Here is a 20,252-nt window from a genome sequence, read left to right as displayed (position 1 = left end):
GAGAATCTTTTCTCTGCGCTTCTACTGTTCTGCGATCAGCACAGCTGATCCGGGAGACGACTCGCAGGTATGAGTCCATGAGATGTCAGGAGTGACCACCGTGGCCCAATACAGTCAGATGCCCATGTTCACCGACACCCTCGGATTCCTCTCGAACTTCGAAGAGGTGCCCTTCTTCGTCCCGCAGTTGGGGCGTGAAGCTGCCTCCGGTGAACACGCATTCAACGCGCTGAAGACCCTCGATCCGGCTGAGCAGAACCACGTGCTCAGTGCTCCGACTCCAGGTGAAAGCAAGCGGCGGGGCCGCCGGGTGACGCTGCGCCCCGGCTGGAACACCGGAATGCGCGTCTGGGCCATGCAGCGTGTGCTCATGGCCAAGTTCGCTGTCCCCGGCTTGAACCAGGGGCTCGTCGCCACCGGTGACCTGATGCTCGTCGAGACGAATCACTGGCATGACCAGTTCTGGGGCTCGTGCTTCTGTCCGAAGCACGAGCAGGTCCCAGGCGCGAACATGCTCGGTGAGTTGCTGATGGCCATTCGCGCACACCACAGCTGATGGTCAGTGTCACACCGGAAGCCCTCCCCAGTAGAGCGTCATGCTGCGCTTCGGGAGGGCTTCTTTTTCACTTCCCGCTCTGATGCTGCAGACAGTGCAGCGAAGAGCCCACCGCCCGGAGCAAGTGCTCCGGGCGGTGGGTCTCTTTTTCCGCGGCTCTGCGTTTTCCTACGTTCTGAGTCCCATGAACGACGGCAAAACGATCTCCCCCATGAGCAGCGCGCCGAGCAGAAAGGACAGCACCGAGACACCCATGACACCGAAGGCGAAGACCGTCGGCTTCTCCCTGTACAGGGTCTTCGCCCGGGCAATGAGGCCCGCGCTCTTCTTGTACTCGTACTTGCCGTCGTGTGGGCTGATCGCATTCTCGTCGCGCACGATGCTGTTCCTCCTGGAACCATCGTGTCGGGTTGGTCTGGTCTGGCTTCAACGGCCGCGGATGTGAGCTTGCTGATTTCCATGCTCAGTTCTCTACCCTTTCCTCCGCATGGTCCTCGACCTGGGAGGCCCTGTCGGGGAGTTCGGCCGCCTCTTCGACCTGGTTGTCCTTGACGGGGTATACGCGCCCGTCAGCGGAGCGGTACAGCGACCCGGCCTCGATCAGCGGCAGCACCCGCGCGGGGCTGACCATGCGTGCGGCGTGCGCGAACTTGTCGCCGTCGCGCTGCCACAGCAGACCAGCGGTGGCAATCTCGATGATCTCGGCATCGGTTCCCGGCTTTGCGATGGGTATGAACTCGCGGGAGACATGAAGGGGTTCGGAGCCGTCGGCCTGGTCGTCGTTCTCATCGGGGGTGACGTCGTCGCCCGCGAACATCACAGCGTCGAATACCCACGCGCGGGCCTCGGGCATCGTCTTGAGCTCGGTTCGGTCCCCCTTGCCGTCGAGCGTGCCGCCCGTGGAGAACTCCCAGCCTTCCGGCGTCCACTTCCACAGCATCCGCACGACCCGGCCGCGCTCCTTGTTCACGTCGTGGACTTGCACCACGGCTGCACTCGCGGGGTGGACCAGGGTGCGCGCGGTCCACCGGCCGGACTTCTCGGCCTGGGAGATCAGCGCGACCGCTTCCACCGGGAGCCGTTTGGACTCCATATCGAGGCGGGCCGTCTTCTCCTCGGCCGCTGCCTTCTCGGCCTTCTCGGCCTCCTCGTCCACAAGGGTTTCCCCCGGCCAGTACTGACGAGCGGACAGCAGCCGGTACGGCTGCCGCTTCACGTCGTCGTGGGCGGTGTCAGTCTCCGGTTCGGTCACGGCCTCGGCCTTCATCACCCGGGACCACAGGCGGTAAGCCCGCTCCCCGTCCTCCGTGAGGCCGAAGGCGCGCACGCCAGGCGCCACGGCGAACACCTTCACGTAGCCGGCCGACCACAGCGCCGGGACACGATCCCGCCTGATTCGGGCCGACACGTCGGCACGGTCCGGGCTGACGTCGAACGCCTTGAACCCGCCGCGCGTCTCCTGGACCTTGCCCTCACGAATCCAGCCCAGCGCCCGCCACTGGTCGCGGGAGAAGCGTAGGACGGCGGCCTGCTCGATCTCGACCGGTGTGACCACGCTCTCATCCCGGCGCGCGTGGTCGTCGGCGTGCAGATGGGCGGCGTGCTCGGCGTCGGCCCGGTTGTCGAACTGCATGGCCGCTCCCTCGTACTCGGTTCCGTCGCCGAACTTGTCCACCCACACCGTCACTGGGGCGTGCCGGGTGCACTCGACACCCCAACGGGTCTCCGACAGGTCGAACGCGGCGGCTCGGGCGAACGCCTCACCGGTGTACGCCTCACCAACGGCCATCGGCTCGGCGTCGTTATCATCGTCGGTCACGGCCGGCTCGGGGGTGGAGGTCGCGACCGGGGCGGCCACCGGCTCACCGTCGGCGTGCGCCCTGACAATGTCGCGGACGTCCTCAGCGAAAAACTCGCCGTCGACCTCGGACGGGCTACCGATCCGGTCGCCGTTCGGGGCAACGATCACCCACGGCCACACCTCGCGCTCCTCATGAACCACCGTGTACACCTCGCCGCGCGTGATCGCGTGCCACAGGCCGTCAGTGATCCGCTTCACCGTGATCCGCCGCTTACCCGCCATGCCCCCGAGCCTTTCTGTGTCGCTGCAGTTCTGCTGTGTGTTCGTGCTGCCTGCCGGGAGAGCGGGGAAGTCCTCGATTCCCCGTGCTGCCAGTTCCCGGCACTCCCCGCACCGCCACTCCAGCGGCCACACCCCCCGGCAGCACCGGCGCGGCGCGGTGCGCTCGGCCTCCCGTGCTGCCTGGCGGCGGGCCTCCCGGCGGTCCCGGATCCGCGCCCGCCGCATCAGCGACCCGGTGCGCTTGCGCGTCTTCTCCGCCTCGACGGCCGCCCGCTCCGCGCCCTTCCGGGCGGCGGCCAGGCGGCGGCGTTCCTCACCGCCCCCGGGAAGCACCGGCAAGGCGTGCGCGTCCTGGCCAGCGTGGCCGTCCCATTGGCGGGCGCGGCGAGCCTTGCGAACCGACGCCATGACGTCGGCCTCATCGCGCAGCACGCCTGGCCCGGCAGCCTCGGCGAGCCTGAGCGCCTCGTGTCCGTCCTCCGTCGCCACGACCAGGCCCGAGGCGTGACGCGCGAGGTATCCGCAGCGGACGAGTAGCCGCACCCGCTCACCCTTGACCCGCCGCCCCGTACGGCCGTCCGCGTCTACCGCGCGGAACCCGGAACCGTCGCTCTTCAGGCCACCGGCGACAGCCAGCCGCACCGTGTCCACGAACGCGGCGCACCAGCCGAGAGCGGCCATGGTGCGGGCCGCGTCGCTATCCGGGCCCTGCGAGCCGGCCGCGACCTGGGGGCCAGCGACCAGCGCCAGCCGGGGCAGGGCGGCCACCTCGCGCGCATAGTGCCGAATGAGCTTCCGGCCGCCGGCCGTGCCGTGGGCGTGCCCGATGATCGGCGCGGAGACCGCCGACCCGCGCCAGGCCGGAGCGTCGTCGCTCTCGACGTCAGTGAGATCGGTTCGTTCCTGCGTGATGGTCATCGCTGCACCTCCAGAGCAGCAGCGGGTTTTTCGGTGGTCTCCTGAGGTGACACGATGATCAGCCGCCGTGATCCATTGACCTCCCGGGCCAGCCTGAGCTTCCGGCCCCAACCGCCCAGGACACGAGCGAGAGTGGGCCACGACTCGAAGGTCTCCAGCGTGAGGACGTCGCGACGGCGCACCACCGCGGGGATGTGCAGCAACGTCAGATGGACGTAGATCATGTGCATGGCCTGCGGCGCTATGTCCTCCGCCGTCACGTGTAGCTGCATCTGCGGATTCAGGCCGTGCGCCAGCATCGCCTGCGACAGGGCGACGATGAACGCGCCCGCGCCGCAGGCAGGCTCGTACACATTGGCGAAGCCGTCCCTCTGCACCCGCTCGACCACCGAGTCGATCTGCATCTCGGCCATCAGCTGGGCGATGTCGTAGGGCGTGTAGTACTGGCCGAGCCGCTCGTTGCCGAGCTCCAACTCCATGTAAAGGCGGCCAAGCACGTCACAGGGATCGCGCTGCATCTCCGTGGTCACCAGTGCCAGGGCGTGCGCGAAGCGGTCCAGCTCTGTTCTGCTGTAGCGGCCGGCGATCTGGAGGTACTGCCCTTCGCGCACTTCCCAGGCCTCGCTCCCATGGACGTCCACGGCGTTGCGCAGAGCCAGCGCCGCCATCTCGACGAAGTTGTCGAAGACTTCGCTCATCCGCTTCGCGCCGGTGTTCGCCACCAGCAGTTTCACGATCTCGCGGTAGCCGCTCATGCGCTCGGCTTCCGCCGGGCCTGCTCATGAAGCAGAACCAACGGAGACGCAGCGTCGCCGTGCTCGCGCAGCAGGGCGTAGCGGCGCTCGAACGACTGGTTCGCCTCGTCCCAGATCGACGCACCCGTCGCATCGAGGTAGACCATCCCGCCCAGGCACAGCGACTCGGACCGGCAGTACGCGTCCTTGACCCCATCGCGGGTGAACGCGCGCATGATCTCGTCCGACAACTCGATGCGGCTGCTGATCTCTTCGACCTCGGCCTTCGAGGTCGCATCCAGTGCCCCACACATCAGACCACCTCCTAACTGCGCTTGCCCGCGGGCTTCGCAGCGAGGGCTTGCTGCTCGACGTGGCGCGCCGCGATGTACAGGCCCTCGCGGTTCAGGTGCCGCGAGTAGCTGGAGTCGAGGTAGAGCACGGGCACATCGCCGGCGGCCTTCAGCAGCGCCGGGTGCAGCAGGTGCTTGATCGGGCCCGAGCCACCGCCGTAGACGTAGACGACCTCGGTTGTCGCACCGGCCTGGGAGAGGACGTCGCCGAAGGAGGAGACGATCTCGTCGACCAGGTAGCTGGCCTCGTCCTCGACGAAGCCGGCGGCGCGCTGGTGACGGTTCTTCACCAGCACCGACGGCTCCGCGTGGAGGAAGTCGGCCAGCTGCTTGCGCGAGGAGAACTGCAGCGTGGCGTCCGACTCGCTCATGCGCTCCATGGCGTTCATCAGCGCGGTGCCGTAGCCCTCGTCGAGGGTGTCGGCCGCCTCGGGGTTGAACCGGCCGTCGGTGAAAACCGGGAAGTTCACGGTGCCCTCGCCGACGTCGACGCCGATGGTGTTCTGCACCGCCACCAGATCGGAGGCAGAGACACCGTCCACGATGGACGCGTCACGGGCGCGCAGATCATCGAGCAGAGCCTGTGCGAGCGGCTCGCCCTTGTCGGTGACGGCGAACTGCGCGGAGGCACCCTCGGCCATCACCTGGACGTCGACGAACTGCAGACGCACCGAGACGGGAGTGCTGAAGTTCTTGATCGTCACCAGGTGCACCGTCGGATCCGCGCCGCCCAGCAGGCCGATGAACTCGGCGGCGTAGGCGTGACGGCGCGCGACGAACTCGGAGATCGGCAGCGCCAGGCCGGCGCGCACCTGCACGCGCAGCTCGTGATCGGGCAGTGCGCCGTTCTCGCGGACGTAGTCGCGCAGGGCCTTCGCGGCGAAGACGCCCAGGACCAAGACCTTGCTCAGCTCCTGATCGGCCTTGGAGTGCTTGCCCAGCACCTCGAACTCGGTGAACTTCGAGCCACGCACAGACAGCGCCGCCCGGCCGAAGATCCGGCGGTCCGACGCCGCCACCAGGGGAGTGGTGAGCGAGCAGTCGATCTGGTTGTAGAAGTCGCCGGCCAGCACGGAGGCCGCATCCACGTCGGGGAGCGGCACCTTCGGCGAGGTACGGGAAGTCGAGACGACCGCGCTGGGCAGATCGATCTCGTCGAAAGTCTCCTGCTTCGTGTTCTGGATGACGCCCTTGACGTAGCCGTTGCCAACATCGATGCCGCCGGTGAGAGTGATGGTGTCGTTGCTGTTGGCGCTCATGAATTCGGTCCCTCGGTGTCTGTGTTGTCTGCCTGGAAAATGAAATTCACCGCGTCACTCAGCGCCGAGTACTCGCCATGATTTCGTCGATGGATGCCTGCTTGGGCGGCTCCGGCGGTGCGCTGGGGGCGCTTGCCGCGGGCTCCTCGGCCGTCTCAACCGGTGCGGGAACCGGCTCGGGTCGGGCGGCCAACGCTGGCGCTGTCTTCTCGACGACAGCGTCGGCCTGGTCGGTGACCACGGGCTGCGGCGGAACCGGCCTGGCGGCCGGACGCCGCTCGGCTGTGGCCTCGTCGTCCTCGCGTTGCTCAATGTTCTCCAGTGGCGGCCGGCCGCGACGCGGCAGCTGCTCGACGGGCTTGTAGTAGACGTCGACGTATCCGTCGCGCTGAATGGACTCGCGAATGAGCAGTCGCAGCGACTGCGAGATGTTCTCCTGCTGGTCGAGCCACTCGATCACCGAGGTGTCGGCAGCGGGCACGGTCCAGCGGACCTTGCGAGGTTCACCCGACTGATGCGCCATTGCACTCACCTTGCCCCGACACTCGCTTCTGCACTTCATTCGGTCGTTCGCCGGATGTCTCTCGCTCTGTCACATGGACTCACCGCCCTTCGCGCTTTCTCTCGAATGCGAATCCACTCTAGTGTCCCTATTGAGCCCTATGCAAGTCCCATTCGATACACGAGTTAGGTGCCAATGGTGTCCCTATCGAGTGCTGGCGGGGACACCTACGAGACACCTCTGCGCCTCCACCTGGGGCGACCGCGCGCGGGCCGCCGAAGCCATGCGCTTCTGCGCCCCACCTGCGACACCATGGGTGCTCACGCTGGACGCCTCCGAGACGCCCGCCGTACCGGCAGTGATCCAAGAAGGCCGCATTGGAGTACCTACGGCGTCCCGTCTGTGTCTCTTGGGAGACGCCACCCGGCACCCCCGCACAGGCGAGTCCTCAAAGAGCACCGGGGGCGACGCCGGAGCGGCACAGCCGGAGCGCGGGCGAGACGCCAGGGGGACACGCACGGGACTCTAAGTAGCTCACCGCAACCAGTCGGTGTCTTATCGGCGTCCCTGTCGCGTCTCGGGAGTGTCCCGATGATGTGCCTCAGAGACACGGGGGAGACGCCGTTTCACGACTGCCGCATGAGGCCGGGAAGCCTGACTGCACCCCCTTGTCGAAGCCCGCTGGCGGGCATGGCGAACCAGCCGCGGACAACCGGCGGAGCGAGACCGGAACCGTCGGCGGCGCGCCACCGGAGCAATGCTGTTGCGACGGTCGGTGCAGGGGCGTCATCGGGCCGTCGTGGTCACGCGGAGGGGAGTGGACCCCGCATGCAGCGAGTGGGCGAGGACCGGCTTGCTTCCGGGGGTAAAGGCCCGTGAGGCAGAGGCCTTTACCCCCAAGGAAGCAGCGCCTGGAGGAAACTCACAACGGCCCGATGACGCTGAAGCTGTTCGGCTCGCTCGTATCGATGAGCGGCTGGTCGCAGCAGGTGGGCTCTCTTCTTCTGATGCGTCCACGGGGGAGTGCCCCGGGCTCGCCGCGCAAGCGCGAGACGCGAAATGGAACACAGCCCGGGGCCGGGACCGTGCGTCGACAGGGTAGAGCCGAACGCCCGCCTCGGACGCGGTGCGTGAGGTGCTGGCACGCTGCCGCGGCAGCACCGGAGCGAGGCGAATCCACGCCGGTGCAGCCAGCACAACGCGATGGTGCGAGGCCGGCTGCGCCGTCCGCAGCGAGCGGTGGAGCAGAGTGGTATCCACAGCCGGAGCGACAGGCGTCGTGAGAGGACGCATCCGCCGCGCGGCGAGGGCTGCGCCGCCTGCGGCAGCAGGGCGATGAACCGGGGCTGCGCCCCGTCGGGAGCAGACCCGTACCCCCGCCTTGCTCGTGCCTCACGAGGACGGATCAGCGTGGGGGTACGGCCGTATCACGGACGGCAAAACAGCAGTACAGCCAGAAGATGCGATGACCAGGCGAAACAGCCAGACCCGTACCCCCGCTGTGCGGAAGGAGGGAGGGGTACGGGTCGAGAGGGTACGGAACGTTTGCCCTGATGTTCCAGGCTTCCGCTAACGCTCCAGCCGTGGAACAGCGAGGATGACGGCAAGGAAGCGAAAAAGGGCATAAGGGAACCTGATAACACGTGTCCTGCGGACCCTCGCTTCGCTCGGCCTCTTTGCTGCGCTCCGAGGACGTGTTAGTCGGCATAGCCGACGGGTTCCACCGCTCGCTTCGCTCGCCGGTCTGTCGGTCGCTGGCGCTCCCTCCGGCTATGCCCAGCGCTGTGCTTGAGAGAGGAGTCCCCACCACTGCCCCGCTGCAGTTGTCCACAAGTGTGGCCGTCGCACCAAGGGGTGCAGCAGTGGTGGATCGCCTGGCGCTGCGCGCCTGGCTCAGGCGAGAAGTGACGACGCGTGCGACGGCTCGCCACGCGATCCGTCCGGAAGCAGATCGTGCCAGCCGGATCTTCCGAGTCGTCAGCCAGCGCAGCTGGCACGGGAGCTGGGTCGAACATCGAGATCGCATGGACCCCACCGGGGTCCATGCGATCTCGATGGTCGACACCCGCACCCGAGTCCACGAAGAGACGCCACCATGACGCAGTCCCAGCCTGAACTCTCGCCCTACGACACCGGAGCCCGTTGCGAGCCGAAGTTGTGGCAACCGAACAGCAAAGCCGTCGCCAAGGTGATGCGCTCCGGCGAAGCCGAGGACATCGGCAACGTGGACTTCACCAACGACGAGGGCAGCACAGTCGTCACCGTGCACGTCTCCCGCAGCGACGACGGGCTGTACACCGTCCACCTCATACCGGCGTGTGATGACGATCAGATCCGAGTCGAGTTCCACGGCGAGAAGAGTCCGGTCATGATCGAGCCCGGTACCGGCCGGCCCGCATGAGCCAGCGGCATGCAGGTCGCTACACATGACCCGACATCATGGCCACAGCTTTCGACTCCAGCTGTGGAGACCCCCGAGTCACAAGGAGAGGAGAATCGAATGATTGCTGAAATGATTTCCGAATCGTTCACGCACGTCGTCCTCGTCACCGGTTCCCGCAGCTGGAGCGACGAGAAGAGCATGCGTGAGACGTTCAACGACGCCTGGCGCGCCTGGGGTACTGAGAGCGTCACCCGGCCGGTGCTCATCTCGGGACATTGTCCCGAGGATCATTGCTCCGAGGGCGCCGACGCCATGGCCGAGCGCCTGTGGCGGGCCGCCGGCTTCGAGGTCATCACCTTCCCTGCCGACTGGTCGGCTCATGGGAAGCGGGCCGGCTTTCAGCGCAACCAGGAGATGGTCGACGCCGTCCAGGTCTTCCGCGAGGCCGGGGCTCAGGTGCTGTGCACGGCCTTCCTCGACCTCTGCCGGAAGCCCGGATGCCCGCAACGAGACCGGGAGCAGCTCATGCCGCATACGCCAGGGCACTTCTCGCACGGCACCATCCACTGCAGGGCTCGCGCGAGCCGCGGGGATCAAGACGACCACCGTGCTCCATCCGTCGCTGCCGCCGTTCTGAGACGCGCGAAGGGCCCCGCAGCGTGCTGCGGGGCCCTTCAAGGATGGATAGGAGGAATCGGCCGGGAGGCGAACACCAGGCTCAGCGCTACTTGCTCCGATCGATGCCGTGTGCCTCGTCATAGGCCTTCATGACCGTCTTCGGGATGCGTCCCCGTTCCGCGAACTCATGGCCCTCCTTCTTGGCCCACTCACGGATCCTGTCGCGCTCCTCGGCAGTCGTCTCGGGCACGAATCGCTTCTTAGGTGCTGTCTTCGCGGCTTTCCGGCTGGCCTTCAGGTACGGCTTCAGCACTTCCTCAAGCTTCTTCTGCTCGTCAGCGGTGAGATCGATTTCGTACCAGGTGTCACCCAAGCCGAACGTCGCCGTAGCCGCATCCGGCTTACCACTCAGATCTGACTCGACAATGCTTCGAATGGCCATACCGGCGAGAGTAGCCGATGCGTAAGGACCTTGGAAAGTCTGTCGCGGTCATTCGAGATAAGTGTGCCATTTGGAACCCGAATGAGGCCAAGGGGCACTGCTGAATGAGCAGCAAATGTGAATGGAGCTGCTAAAATCGCAGTATCGAAACGGGGGTCCCGTACCCGTTCGCCACCGACCAACAACCCCGATCGCGAGGCATCCACCATGTCCACGCTCCACACCGGCGACGACCATTCGCTCACCGACGAGGACATCGACCTCTTCGCGCTGCTGTGCCAGCGCAGGGGTTGGTCGGATCAGTACCTGAAGGAGATCGAGTCCGCCGAGCACGATGAGCTCCTGGACCTGGCCGAGATGGTCGAGGCCCTTCATGACGCCCGGACCACGGGCAAGAAGATCACCATCGCCCCCGACTTCGACATGGACGGCATCTCCTCCGGCGTCCTCGGCTACGCCGGTCTGTCCGAGCTCGGCTTCGACGTCGAGCTGCACCTGCCCGACTACCGCCGCGGTCACGAGCTCACGCCCGAGGACATCGCCGAGATCCACGCGAAGTGGCCCGACACCCGGGTCCTGCTCACCTGCGACGGGGGAGTGAACTCCCACCGCGGTATCGCCGCCGCGCGTGCCCTGGGTTGGACGACGCTGGTGACCGATCACCACGAGGAGCTCGCGCCGGGCTCGACCGCGGACATCACCGTCGACCCGTGCCGCATCGACGAGACCTACGCCCATACCGGGATCTGCGGTGCCCACGTGCTCTACCAGGTGATCGAGGCCTACACCCGCGTGCACCGGTCCGAGAAGCTCTGGGAGATCCACCTGCTGCGCCTGTTCGCCGGCCTCGGCACCCTCGCCGACGTCATGCCCGTGCTGTACGAGAACCGTCAGCTGGTGCGCGACGCCATCTCGATCGCCCGCCTGCTGCGCGTCGCCGCGCCGAAGACGATCCCCAGTCCCTGGGGTGGGTTCGACGCTGATCCCGATACCATCGACGTCGAGCAGTCGATCCTGATGCAGATGCTGCGCACCGAGCCACACCATCCGGTCTTCCTCCGGGCCTTCGAGGGCTTCGCGATCGTGCTCAAGGCCTTCGCGCAGAACGGCAAGATACGAGACGTCGACGACCTCGACGAGGGCTTCTTCGGCTTCTACCTCGCCCCTGCGATGAACAGCCCGCGCCGCACGGGGGCCTCGCTGGAGCCGTGCTTCGCGGTCTTCACGGCCGCCGGTGCTGACGTCAAGCTCAAGGTCGTCCACCAGGTGATCGAGAGCAACGAGCTGCGCAAGCAGCTGGTCATCGAACACATGCAAGAACTCACCACCGGACAGCAGCCGTTGGCCCCGTGGGTGTACTTCTCGGGCGCCTACCCGGGCATGTACGGGCTGCTGGCCAACCGAATGATGGAGCTCAACGGCCACCCGGTCGTCGTCGTCAACCGGCCCGTCAGTCCCGACGATTTCGTCAGTGGCTCCGGTCGCGCGCCGGGCTGGTTCGACATCATCACCAGCCTGGAACCGCACGACGGACTCAGCGCCATCGGACATCAGCAGGCCTGCGGCGTCCGCGTCGCGAAAGCCGAGAAGCTCGGCGACCTTGTCGCCGTGCTGCAGGAAGCCACTCAGGTCGCCCTGCTCGCCGTCAGCGCCGACGGACCGAACGGTGATCTCGTGCTCGGCGCGGACGCCGACTGCGACGCCGGCCTCGAGGACCTGCAGCCGTTGTTCGAGCTGGTGCGTCGTACCGAGGGGCTCAAGCCCTTCGGGCATGGTTTCACCTCGCCGGTCGTCGAGATCGCGATCGAGCCCCTGGGCCTGCGTGTGGACCGGATCGGATCCGCATCGCAGCACCTGCGCCTGGTCACCCGGTCCGGCCTGTCCTGCCTGTGGTGGAACGTCGCCGAGGAGAAGTTCGACATGCTCCGGGGCCTCGTGCAGCGGGCCAGCCGCACCGAACTCGGGACGCTGCGCTTCACGGCGACGCTGCAGCTGAACACCTTCCGCGGCGACACCCGTGTCCAGGCCGTCATCAACGAGCAGATCACCACGGCTGCTTGAACCCCGTAAAGGAGGGGACCTTGACGACGTCACCGATCACCTCGCGTCTGCTCCGCATCGGGTGGTGCGTCCTCGTGCCGTTCGCCGCCGTCGCGGTCTACCTCAGCTTCGGCACCGTCGCAATCCACCTCATCAAAGAGCCGATCATTGCGACCGCCGTCCTGAGCATGCTCGTCGTCGTCCTGGTCGGTTCGATGAGGATCCAGCGGCCCCGGTGGCTCGCGCATGCGCCGGGGCCGCGGCCGAGGCTGGAGACCCCGCTCTTCGGGTGGACCGTCCTCGGTTGCGCGGTCCTGGCCTTCCTCGCCGGCCAGTCGCTGGCCTTGTGGATCTACGTCACGGTCGGATCCGCCAACTTCGACGCCTCGAACCAGACCAGGCACGCGGCCGGGGCACTGGCGACCCTGTTGCTCACCCTGGTCGCGGCTCCCGTGGGGGAGGAGACCCTGTTCCGAGGGCTGATCTACCCGTTGCTGCGCAAGCGGGTGAGCGTCCTCGTCTCAACACTGGTCACCGCCGTGGTGTTCGGCCTGGTCCACGGCAGCGCCGTGCAGTTCGCCTCGACTCTGCCGCTGGCGGTGCTCCTGGCCCTGGTCTACGAACGCACGCGCGTGCTGTGGCCCTGCGTGCTCCTGCACCTGGGCTTCAACCTCGCCGCGGCTCTCGTCCCGGCGCAGACGCTCGGCGCTCTGGCGAACCCGGTTTCCTCGGTGTTCCTGTGCCTGGCCTTTGCTGGTTGTGTCTTGGGGCTCTACCGGCGGGTCGCCGGCTGGTCCGCCCCAGGCGCAGACCCTGGCGCGGGAGGCGAGTCCGCGATGCGGTGATCGAGGTACTCAGCCTCTTCTGAAAGAACGATGGTGCCCTCCCTGCGGGACCTGGCGGCCTTTCAGCCGCCGGTCCCTCGTGCGGAGGGCATGCTCGTGGTGACCGGGGTGATCCGGTCACTGGGGGTGTGACTGAAGGTAACTATTCAGTCATACTCATCAGGAGAGGAGAGGATCTCATCATGGCTATCGTCAGCACCTGCACGTACGACTCGCGAGGAAAGCTCGTCCGCCCCGACGCGCTCGACATCAGCCGTGCGAAGATCCGTCTGGACCTCGACACTGGTGAGAAGCCCACCTTCGATCGCGGTCACACGCATGTCTTCGTCGTCTCCGACATGGGTGTCACGGCCGAACAGGCCTGTGAGCGCGTGAACTCGAGGTTGCGCCGGTTCTTCGATCGCGCTGAGGCCGTTCGCGGCTTCCGCAAGATCACGATGGAGAAGAGTCAGAGCAAGAACCTGCTCAACCTCAACACCACGATTTCCTACGAGATCCTCTACGTCGTCGAAGCGGACGAGCGATCCCGTAGCCGCAGTTCCGAGTCCCCCAATGCGGGATACCGGCGAGGCTGAAGCATGGTCACCCCTGGGTGATTCGCGCCATCCACGCCTCGCGTTCATCAGTACATACAGAGAGGCCGGAGAGCTCCCTTCCCACGGGGATGCTCTCCGGCCTCTCTGTTTCCACGTTCCAGCGCAACATCGATCACCTGGCGTCGACGATAGCAGCTGTCGCGCATCACTCGCAATGAGCGGCGAATGTCAGTCAAATGCCCTCTCGCTTCCAGTGGGGCCTCATTGGTGGACGACTCAGGCAGAGTTCCGACTCGCGATCGAGGGGCGCGTCAGGAGTCTTCTGTGAGTCTCGGGACGCCGAGGGCTGTCCCATGAGGCTCCAGTCCCGCTGAGGCTCGGCCGCGCCGCCTGAGGGTCGCACGGCGACTCGGCGCGGGAGTCCGTCTGCCTCGACTTGGTCGCCAGGAGGGGTATCGAGCTGCCAGCTGTACCACGTCTCGTGGTACACCCCAGAAACCGTGTCTGACCTGGGTAAACGCCTGTACCGCGTGGCTCTTTCCGTATCGGGTGTACCACGTGGGATCGCCGACGTGGTACGACGTTTCGCCTGGTCAAACAGCGCTTCCCGCCCAGGTACCACGAGTACCACGTTTTTTTGACCGTTTACATAGGGGGTGCGTTCGGGAGCGATCCAGGCGGCTCCAGCCGCAGCTCGCCAGTCTGCTCTCTTATCCCCCCTGCGCGTGTATCTAGTCTCCATTTCCTGGTACAAGTGGTACGGGGGGTATATAAACACCTCCCGACCTGGGGAAACACCTGTACCACGTAGAAAATGCCACGTGGTACAGCTTGCTCTTGAACTCCCGGAATCCTCGCTCTGACCTGGGAAAACAGGTGTACCACGTCAAGTGGTACACGCTCGGTTACCCCTAGAGGGTATGCGGGCATGCCGTTCTCGGGATCCTCCCGGAGAGCGTCCGGTCGATGCTCTGGTGGCGGCTGGCCCGACCGGTCAGAAGAACTCCTCCGAGCCTCGACTGCGGCCCGGGCGGCTCACGCCGCCCGCGGGTGCGTGGTCGAGCATGAGAGGCCGGTGACTCTGTGGGACATGTGCCCGACGGAGCCGCCGGCTTCTCGCGTCCTACCCGGGCTCGCGACGCGTGTGGCATGGCCGTGGCGGCCGTGCGCTCCCTCCAGTCCCTGTCGGTGACCCTTTCGGCCCTCCATTGATCACCATTCGGAACCTCGGTTGACTCTCTTGTTGACTGGCGACTCAATCGTTGCAAAGTGGCACTCGGATGACGTAGGGTCAAGATCGCGTTCCATTCGATTACGAGTCCAATCGGCTTCCCACTCATCGCCGGCAGGAACTCGATCACGATCGAGAAAGCAGCAACATGACGCCTCCTGATGCCCTCATGTCCGTACCTGCCGCCGGTTCCAACGCCGGACCGCGCACCAACCCCGTCGCCGACGTCCTCGCCAGCGTCATGGGGTACTTCGCCAACCGCGACGACATGGCTCCGCAGAACGAGATCGTCACCTACGTCACCGCCGCCTACCTCGACCAGATCGACCCGACCGATCCTCCGACGCCCCGCGTGCTGGAGAAGGAACTACTGGCGATCGTGGGCGGCGTTATCAAGGCCGAGAACTCCAAGGCGGCCGTGGCCGCCGAGAAGTACCCCCTGCCCAGATATCTGACGTACTGGCAGGTCGCGCAGATCCTCCTGCGTCTGCACCACGTCATCCGGATCGCGCCCAATGCCAAGGACACCGACCGCGAGTACGACCTGCTGGCGATGTACCAGGCCGCGGGCGGCGCGCGGGGGACGTACACCACCAGCGAGGACGACATCCGCACCACGGCGCGCATGTACAACACCCAGCTGACCCTCAAGGAGTTCGCTGAGGTCCTGGCCGTTTTGCGCGAGGACAGCCCGCGCCGGCACCAGAGCACGAACCGCGACTTCATCGCCGCGCGCAACGGCATCGTCTTCTACGGCACCGAGTCGCTGGACGTAAGGATCTTCGGCAAAGACTTCCACTTCGAGCCCAAGCAGGTCCACCCCTTCGACCCCGCCATCGTGCTGCTGACCAAGAACGACGTCGACTACGTGGACGCCGCTCCGCAGCAGGTCATCACGCACCCTGAGAACGGAGATTGGGAAGTCGTCGCCTGGGTCGAAGAGCTCTTCGACCAGCCCGGTGACGAGGGCCTCGCCGACCTGATCTGGGAGATCATCGGCGCGATCATCCGGCCGCACGTGCGCTGGGGCAAGACCGCCTGGTTCTACTCCGAGCAGGGCAACAACGGTAAGGGCACGCTCTGCGCGCTCATGCGCAACCTCGTCGGCAGCGGCGCGCATACCTCGATCCCGCTCTCGGACTTCGGCAAGGACTTCGCGCTCGAACCGCTGGTGCGCGCCAACGCGATCATCGTCGACGAGAACGATGTCGGCACCTTCATCGACAAGGCAGCCAACCTGAAGGCGATCGTGACCAACGACGTCATCCAGATCAACCGCAAGTACCGGATGCCGATCGCCTACCAGTTCTTCGGCTTCATGGTCCAGTGCCTGAACGAGTTCCCGCGCGTGAAAGACAAGTCAGAGTCGTTCTACCGCCGGCAGCTCTTCGTGCCCTTCACCAAGAGCTTCACCGGAGCCGAGAAGAAGTACATCAAGGACGACTACCTCCAGCGCCGCGAGGTCCTGGAGTACGTCTTCTGGTACGCGATTAACCGCGCCGGCGCGTCATCTCCAGGTGACTACTACCAGCTCTCAGAGCCGGTGGCCACCAAGGCGGTCCTGGCCGAGTACAAGGAGGCCAACGACCCCGTGCGCGCCTTCTGGGAAGAGTTCCGCGGGCGGCTGGTCTGGGACCTGGCACCGTTCACGTTCCTCTACGACCTGTACAAGGCATGGTTCGCCGACGTCTCGCCGTCGGGCTCGCCGGTGAGCAACAAGCAGTTCATCACTGACCTCGTGGCGATCGTCCGGCCGGATGCCCTGTGGCACTGCCCGGACAAGAACCGCAAGATCCGGCCCGGCCAGATGATGCACACCCCCGAGGTGCTCATCGCCGAGTACGAGCTGAAGAAGTGGATGCACCCGAGCTACACCGGCAGCGACCCGAAGAAGAAGTCCCAGCCGACGCTGCAGGCCAGCTACCGCGGACTGCTCCGGCAGACGGGCGCCTCCGCCCCGACCGACGACGCCACTGACGGACAGGACTGATGCACCCATGGCTAAAACTGCCCGCGCACTCGGCGAACTCACCCAGGCCGTACGCGAACTCGCCCGCCGTCAGAGCCGCCTGATCACGGCGATGTCCGACGTCGGGTGCGAGCAGCGGATCACCAACCTCATCGTCCGCTCGCAGATCACGACGGACCCCGCGGAGAAAGCCCGGCTCATAAGTGAAGCCTCCCGGCGCATGTCTGCCCCACGCAGGTGCTCTCCCCATGACTCCGTCTGAGACCACGCGCGCCTCCTCCCCAGACACCGGCCGTGATGGTCGGACCGACGAAAGGAGATCTCCACCATGACCACACAGCGAACATCCGTCACGGCCTCGAAGGCACGCTTCACCTTCTACGACATCGAGTCGTTGCCGGACGTCTTCACCCTGTGCGCCTACACCCCGCGGCCCGGCAGAGCCGTCGACGACCTGGAGATCTTCTTCCTCGCCGACAAGCAGCAGCTCTCCGACGCCGTGGACCCGCAGGCACTCTATGAAGCCGTGGTGCGCTCCAATCCGGGCCTGCCCGCGGTGAGCGTCCAGCTGTGGAACCTGCGCGGCGAGCGGGGCAACCTCCGCCTCGCCGAGTTGATGGGCCTCTCGAACGCGGACCAGGTCAACGACCGCGGCGAGGTCGCGTCCTATCCGGCGAACCTGCGCCCGGTCTGCGACACGGATCCCGAGTACGACCCGCTGAAGCACCCGTTCCTGGCCGGGTACAACTCGCTGAACTACGACATGACCATGCTCGCGCTGTACCTGATGGAGACCTTCCCGGCTCCGCACTCCGGTCGTCTTGTCCAGCCGACCACCGCACGCGAGATGCGCGAGCACAACGACAAGCTGTTCAACGAGCACACCGATTACATGCCCGGCTACCTCGGCTGGAACGGCCCGGCCGCCAAGATTCGCCGCGCCATGATGCACTCGGGCCGGCACCTGGACGTCGCCCGTCTCAACGAGCTGCAGACCAAGGTGAGCCTCAAGCGCCTGCTCGGGATACTCGGCCGCCAGATCAAGGAGTCCGAAAAGCTCAGCCACGACACCTCGATCGCCGCTATCGAAGACCTCTACGAGTTGCTGGCCTACAACGTCTCCGACTGCCTGGGCCTGGCACAGCTCTTCCAGCACCCGGCCTACGCCAGCAACTTCGACCTCAAGGCCAGCCTGCTGGCGCAGTACTCCGAGACCGTCTACGCCAAGAACGGCTCGGTGCGCCGGGACCGCCTGACCATCGACTCGTCCTCGGCGAAGTTCGTCAGCCGCATCCTCGCGCCGTACACCTCGCTGAACGACATCGAGGCCGTGTCGTTCCTCTATCCCGCCAAGGAGGTGGCCCACGAGCAGGGCATCTCCCAGGTGAACGTGCTCGACGAGTGCGTGCGCTTCTTCGAGGACAACGTGGCGCCCGACCCTGCCAAGGACCCAGCCGCGACGCCGGCACAGGCGAAGGCCCACCGCCAGTTCATGCAGGTCGTGAATTACTACCGCTCGATCGAGGGACAGAACTTCAACGACTCCGAGGAGTACCGCGACCTGTTCGGCCTCCCGGCCAAGTCCTTGCGCGAGCTGCCGAAGACACCGAACAACGTGCCCTACTTCCACCCTGACGCCTCTCCGTCGTCGTGCTTCGCCACGTTCAGCACAGGCGGCATCCACGGAGCCGAGGCAGACATGACAGTCTTCGACGCCGACTCCTCCGAGCATCGAGAACAGGCAGCCATGATCGGCCTCGCCAAGCTCTTCTACCCGGACGCGAAGGACTTCGTCGCCGAGGCCAAGCGCCAGCACAACCTGCTCGCGCTGCCCGACGGCACAGCCGTCGACAAACGACTCGTGCTGCGGGGCTCGGACCCGAAAAGGGTGAAGTACCGCAAGCCGAAGAAGGACGACCCGGACCAGGCCGAGCAGCTCGCGCGTGCGCAGGCCCAAGTACCGGATCCAGCAGAGCTGCTGGACACTCAGCGCCCGGACACCGAGGCGATGCACGTGCGCCTGGCCGACGGGACCGTGCTCGACGGCAAGGTCGTCCTGGCCATCACCTCGGCAGCCAAGGCCGTCTATCGCGATGAACCGGCGAGGAAGGCCCCCACGCTGTTCACTGCAAAGGCCGACAAATCCACCAAGCTGCACCCGAAGTTCGCACGGACCTCGGCAGGCCTCGTCATCCACGAGGACTTCACGAGCTACTACCCGAACCTGCTGCGCAACATGAGGGCGTTCTACAACCCCGAGCTGGGCGAGGACCGCTACACGACGATCTTCTTCGAGAAGGAGCGCTTGGGCTTCGAAATGAAGAAGTCGGGGATCTCCGCCGAGGAAAAGGCCCGGCTCACGACCCTGCGCAACGGTACGAAGCTGATCCTCAACTCGGCCTCTGGAGCTGCTGACGCCGCGCACCGGACCCCGATCAGGATGAACAACCGCACCATCTCGATGCGGATCATCGGCCAGCTGTTCAGCTGGCGGATCGGGCAGGCCCAGACGCTGGCGGGCGCCCGGATCATCTCGACGAACACCGACGGCCTCTACTCCGTCGTCGGCGACGAGAACGGCTTCGACGAGACGACCAACAACCGGGTGCTCACCGAGCAGCAGGCCGCCATCGGCATCGACATCGAACCGGAGCTGATGTTCCTCATCAGCAAAGACTCGAACAACCGGCTCGAGCTGGAGTCACCCAGTGACGACCGGAGCGTCGCCGACAGCCCGATCATCACCGCCTCCGGCGGGACACTGGCCTGCCACGCGGGTCCTACCCCGACGAAGTCGCTGGCCCACCCGGCCGTGATCGACTTCGCCCTGGCCCGCTACCTGCAGACCGTCGCCAGCAGGGGAGAAGAGGCTCTCGCCGAGCCGTTCGATCCCGTGCTGGGCCGGAAGATGATCGAGGAGGCGATCGACCCGGCCGATCCCGTGCGGACGCTGCTGCTGTTCCAGAACGTCCTCGCCGCCTCGCGCGGATCAATCACCTACCCGTTCGCCGCCGACCCGGTCGGCGTCGGGCCCGATCGTGACGACACCGAGGAGGCCGACGTGCGGTTGGTGAACCCGCGGGCCCTGCAGATGGTCAACCGGGTCTTCATCGTCCACGACGGCACCGATGGTGCCGTGAGCCTGCACAACGCCGGCGCATGGAAGGTGAACCCGGCCAGCCAGAGCAAACGGCGCGAGTCCGGCAGCGCAGGGGTGCGACGTGACCCGATCGCGCTGGAGATCCTGCGCCACCACGGGTGGGCGAAGAACCGCAGCGAGGCCAGCACCTCCGACGGTCTCACCCTGCTGCCCGATGACCAGGACGTCGTGATCCGCCGGATCAACGGCATCGACCCGCACTGGTCGGTGATCGTCGTCAACGACGACCTCCGTGTGCTACCGGCCGCCCGAATCGAGCAGCTCATCGGGGCGCTCGATCTCGACATCTACACCCGGATGCTCGACGAGACGTTCACCAAGAACTGGAAGAACGCTGCATGATCAGCGCCTGCATCACCCAAGTCATTCATTTCGAGTTCTAATTGGAATTGAAGGTGAGTTTGATGCGTCGAATAAAGCGAGTTGAGGGGCGATGAGCGCCTATACCGTGAAGAAAGAATGCAACTTCAAGCAATGTCGACAGTCCTTCATGGTGGGTAGCCGATGGGACAACCAAAGAGCCCAGAATCTTGGATGGTTTTTCCAGCGAAACGGTGACGTGTGGTGCCCCGTACATGTTCCTGACTGGGTTGCCGGTTGGCGATCCAAAAACAAGGAGAAAT

At 65.8% G+C, this 20,252-nt stretch carries 16 protein-coding genes; 9 read left to right on the top strand and 7 right to left on the bottom strand.

Annotated features, from left to right (window positions below; genetic code table 11):
• Positions 1-91 precede the first annotated feature (91 nt).
• Positions 92-556 (top strand): NADAR family protein, encoded by a 465-nt coding sequence (locus V1460_RS25430; RefSeq protein WP_338675936.1) that lies wholly within the window; start codon positions 92-94, stop codon positions 554-556.
• Between the two features lie 168 nt (positions 557-724).
• Here the strand turns inward: V1460_RS25430 and V1460_RS25425 are convergent, their stop codons facing one another.
• From V1460_RS25425 to V1460_RS25400, 6 genes are all read right to left on the bottom strand, one after another.
• Complete coding sequence (locus V1460_RS25425) at positions 725-934, bottom strand: hypothetical protein (RefSeq protein ID WP_338675935.1); 210 nt, start codon at positions 932-934, stop codon at positions 725-727.
• An 85-nt stretch (positions 935-1,019) separates the two neighbouring features.
• On the bottom strand, positions 1,020-3,557 hold the full coding sequence (locus tag V1460_RS25420) for a hypothetical protein (protein ID WP_338675934.1): 2,538 nt from the start codon (positions 3,555-3,557) through the stop codon (positions 1,020-1,022).
• Positions 3,554-4,312, bottom strand: coding sequence for an N-6 DNA methylase (locus V1460_RS25415; protein ID WP_338675933.1), 759 nt, complete (start codon positions 4,310-4,312; stop codon positions 3,554-3,556). Before V1460_RS25415 ends, V1460_RS25420 begins: the two co-directional genes overlap by 4 nt.
• A complete protein-coding gene (locus tag V1460_RS25410; protein ID WP_338675932.1) occupies positions 4,309-4,605 on the bottom strand; it encodes a hypothetical protein in 297 nt (98 codons plus the stop codon). The genes V1460_RS25415 and V1460_RS25410 overlap by 4 nt, the downstream gene beginning before the upstream one ends.
• An 11-nt stretch (positions 4,606-4,616) precedes the next feature.
• A complete protein-coding gene (locus tag V1460_RS25405; RefSeq protein ID WP_338675931.1) occupies positions 4,617-5,903 on the bottom strand; it encodes a ParM/StbA family protein in 1,287 nt (428 codons plus the stop codon).
• A gap of 58 nt (positions 5,904-5,961) precedes the next feature.
• Positions 5,962-6,426 (bottom strand): hypothetical protein, encoded by a 465-nt coding sequence (locus V1460_RS25400; protein WP_338675930.1) that lies wholly within the window; start codon positions 6,424-6,426, stop codon positions 5,962-5,964.
• Positions 6,427-8,500: 2,074 nt separating this feature from the next.
• Here V1460_RS25400 and V1460_RS25395 point away from each other — a divergent pair.
• Entirely contained in the window at positions 8,501-8,806 is a 306-nt protein-coding gene (locus V1460_RS25395) for a hypothetical protein (RefSeq protein WP_338675929.1), read from the top strand.
• Positions 8,807-8,815: 9 nt separating this feature from the next.
• Positions 8,816-9,559, top strand: coding sequence for an SLOG family protein (locus V1460_RS36495; RefSeq protein WP_407077525.1), 744 nt, complete (start codon positions 8,816-8,818; stop codon positions 9,557-9,559).
• On the opposite strand, the gene V1460_RS25385 is transcribed toward V1460_RS36495, so the two are convergent.
• Positions 9,513-9,848 carry an Lsr2 family protein gene (locus V1460_RS25385; RefSeq protein ID WP_338675927.1) on the bottom strand — a complete coding sequence of 112 codons (336 nt, stop codon included), beginning with the start codon at positions 9,846-9,848 and terminating at the stop codon, positions 9,513-9,515. The genes V1460_RS36495 and V1460_RS25385 overlap by 47 nt on opposite strands.
• Positions 9,849-10,055: 207 nt before the next feature.
• Between V1460_RS25385 and V1460_RS25380 the strand changes: the two genes are divergently transcribed.
• The 6 genes from V1460_RS25380 (at position 10,056) to V1460_RS25355 (ending at position 19,971) form a co-directional block, all read left to right on the top strand.
• Positions 10,056-11,909, top strand: a complete 1,854-nt coding sequence (locus V1460_RS25380) for a DHH family phosphoesterase (protein ID WP_338675926.1) — start codon at positions 10,056-10,058, stop codon at positions 11,907-11,909.
• Between the two features lie 20 nt (positions 11,910-11,929).
• Complete coding sequence (locus V1460_RS25375; protein ID WP_338675925.1) at positions 11,930-12,733, top strand: CPBP family intramembrane glutamic endopeptidase; 804 nt, start codon at positions 11,930-11,932, stop codon at positions 12,731-12,733.
• A gap of 182 nt (positions 12,734-12,915) precedes the next feature.
• Entirely contained in the window at positions 12,916-13,308 is a 393-nt protein-coding gene (locus tag V1460_RS25370) for a hypothetical protein (protein WP_338675924.1), read from the top strand.
• A gap of 1,361 nt (positions 13,309-14,669) precedes the next feature.
• A complete protein-coding gene (locus V1460_RS25365; RefSeq protein ID WP_338675923.1) occupies positions 14,670-16,490 on the top strand; it encodes a phage/plasmid primase, P4 family in 1,821 nt (606 codons plus the stop codon).
• 7 nt (positions 16,491-16,497) lie between these two features.
• Entirely contained in the window at positions 16,498-16,731 is a 234-nt protein-coding gene (locus V1460_RS25360) for a hypothetical protein (protein WP_338675922.1), read from the top strand.
• A 66-nt stretch (positions 16,732-16,797) separates the two neighbouring features.
• On the top strand, positions 16,798-19,971 hold the full coding sequence (locus V1460_RS25355; RefSeq protein WP_338675921.1) for a hypothetical protein: 3,174 nt from the start codon (positions 16,798-16,800) through the stop codon (positions 19,969-19,971).
• The last annotated feature ends 281 nt before the right edge of the window (positions 19,972-20,252 follow it).

Source organism: Streptomyces sp. SCSIO 30461 (assembly GCF_037023745.1).
Lineage (GTDB): Bacteria > Actinomycetota > Actinomycetes > Streptomycetales > Streptomycetaceae > Streptomyces.
This window is presented reverse-complemented; position numbering and strand designations above follow the sequence as displayed.

What these genes read in the sequence shown, in the direction of transcription:
- V1460_RS25415 (WP_338675933.1), bottom strand. Translation starts at nt 4,312, where the DNA reads ATGAGCGGCTACCGCGAGATCGTGAAACTGCTGGTGGCGAACACCGGC.
- V1460_RS25410 (WP_338675932.1), bottom strand. Translation starts at nt 4,605, where the DNA reads ATGTGTGGGGCACTGGATGCGACCTCGAAGGCCGAGGTCGAAGAGATC.
- V1460_RS25405 (WP_338675931.1), bottom strand. Translation starts at nt 5,903, where the DNA reads ATGAGCGCCAACAGCAACGACACCATCACTCTCACCGGCGGCATCGAT.
- V1460_RS25385 (WP_338675927.1), bottom strand. Translation starts at nt 9,848, where the DNA reads ATGGCCATTCGAAGCATTGTCGAGTCAGATCTGAGTGGTAAGCCGGAT.
- V1460_RS25355 (WP_338675921.1), top strand. Translation starts at nt 16,798, where the DNA reads ATGACCACACAGCGAACATCCGTCACGGCCTCGAAGGCACGCTTCACC.
- V1460_RS25420 (WP_338675934.1), bottom strand. Translation starts at nt 3,557, where the DNA reads ATGACCATCACGCAGGAACGAACCGATCTCACTGACGTCGAGAGCGAC.
- V1460_RS25365 (WP_338675923.1), top strand. Translation starts at nt 14,670, where the DNA reads ATGTCCGTACCTGCCGCCGGTTCCAACGCCGGACCGCGCACCAACCCC.
- V1460_RS36495 (WP_407077525.1), top strand. Translation starts at nt 8,816, where the DNA reads ATGCAGGTCGCTACACATGACCCGACATCATGGCCACAGCTTTCGACT.
- V1460_RS25380 (WP_338675926.1), top strand. Translation starts at nt 10,056, where the DNA reads ATGTCCACGCTCCACACCGGCGACGACCATTCGCTCACCGACGAGGAC.
- V1460_RS25395 (WP_338675929.1), top strand. Translation starts at nt 8,501, where the DNA reads ATGACGCAGTCCCAGCCTGAACTCTCGCCCTACGACACCGGAGCCCGT.
- V1460_RS25360 (WP_338675922.1), top strand. Translation starts at nt 16,498, where the DNA reads ATGGCTAAAACTGCCCGCGCACTCGGCGAACTCACCCAGGCCGTACGC.
- V1460_RS25400 (WP_338675930.1), bottom strand. Translation starts at nt 6,426, where the DNA reads ATGGCGCATCAGTCGGGTGAACCTCGCAAGGTCCGCTGGACCGTGCCC.
- V1460_RS25370 (WP_338675924.1), top strand. Translation starts at nt 12,916, where the DNA reads ATGGCTATCGTCAGCACCTGCACGTACGACTCGCGAGGAAAGCTCGTC.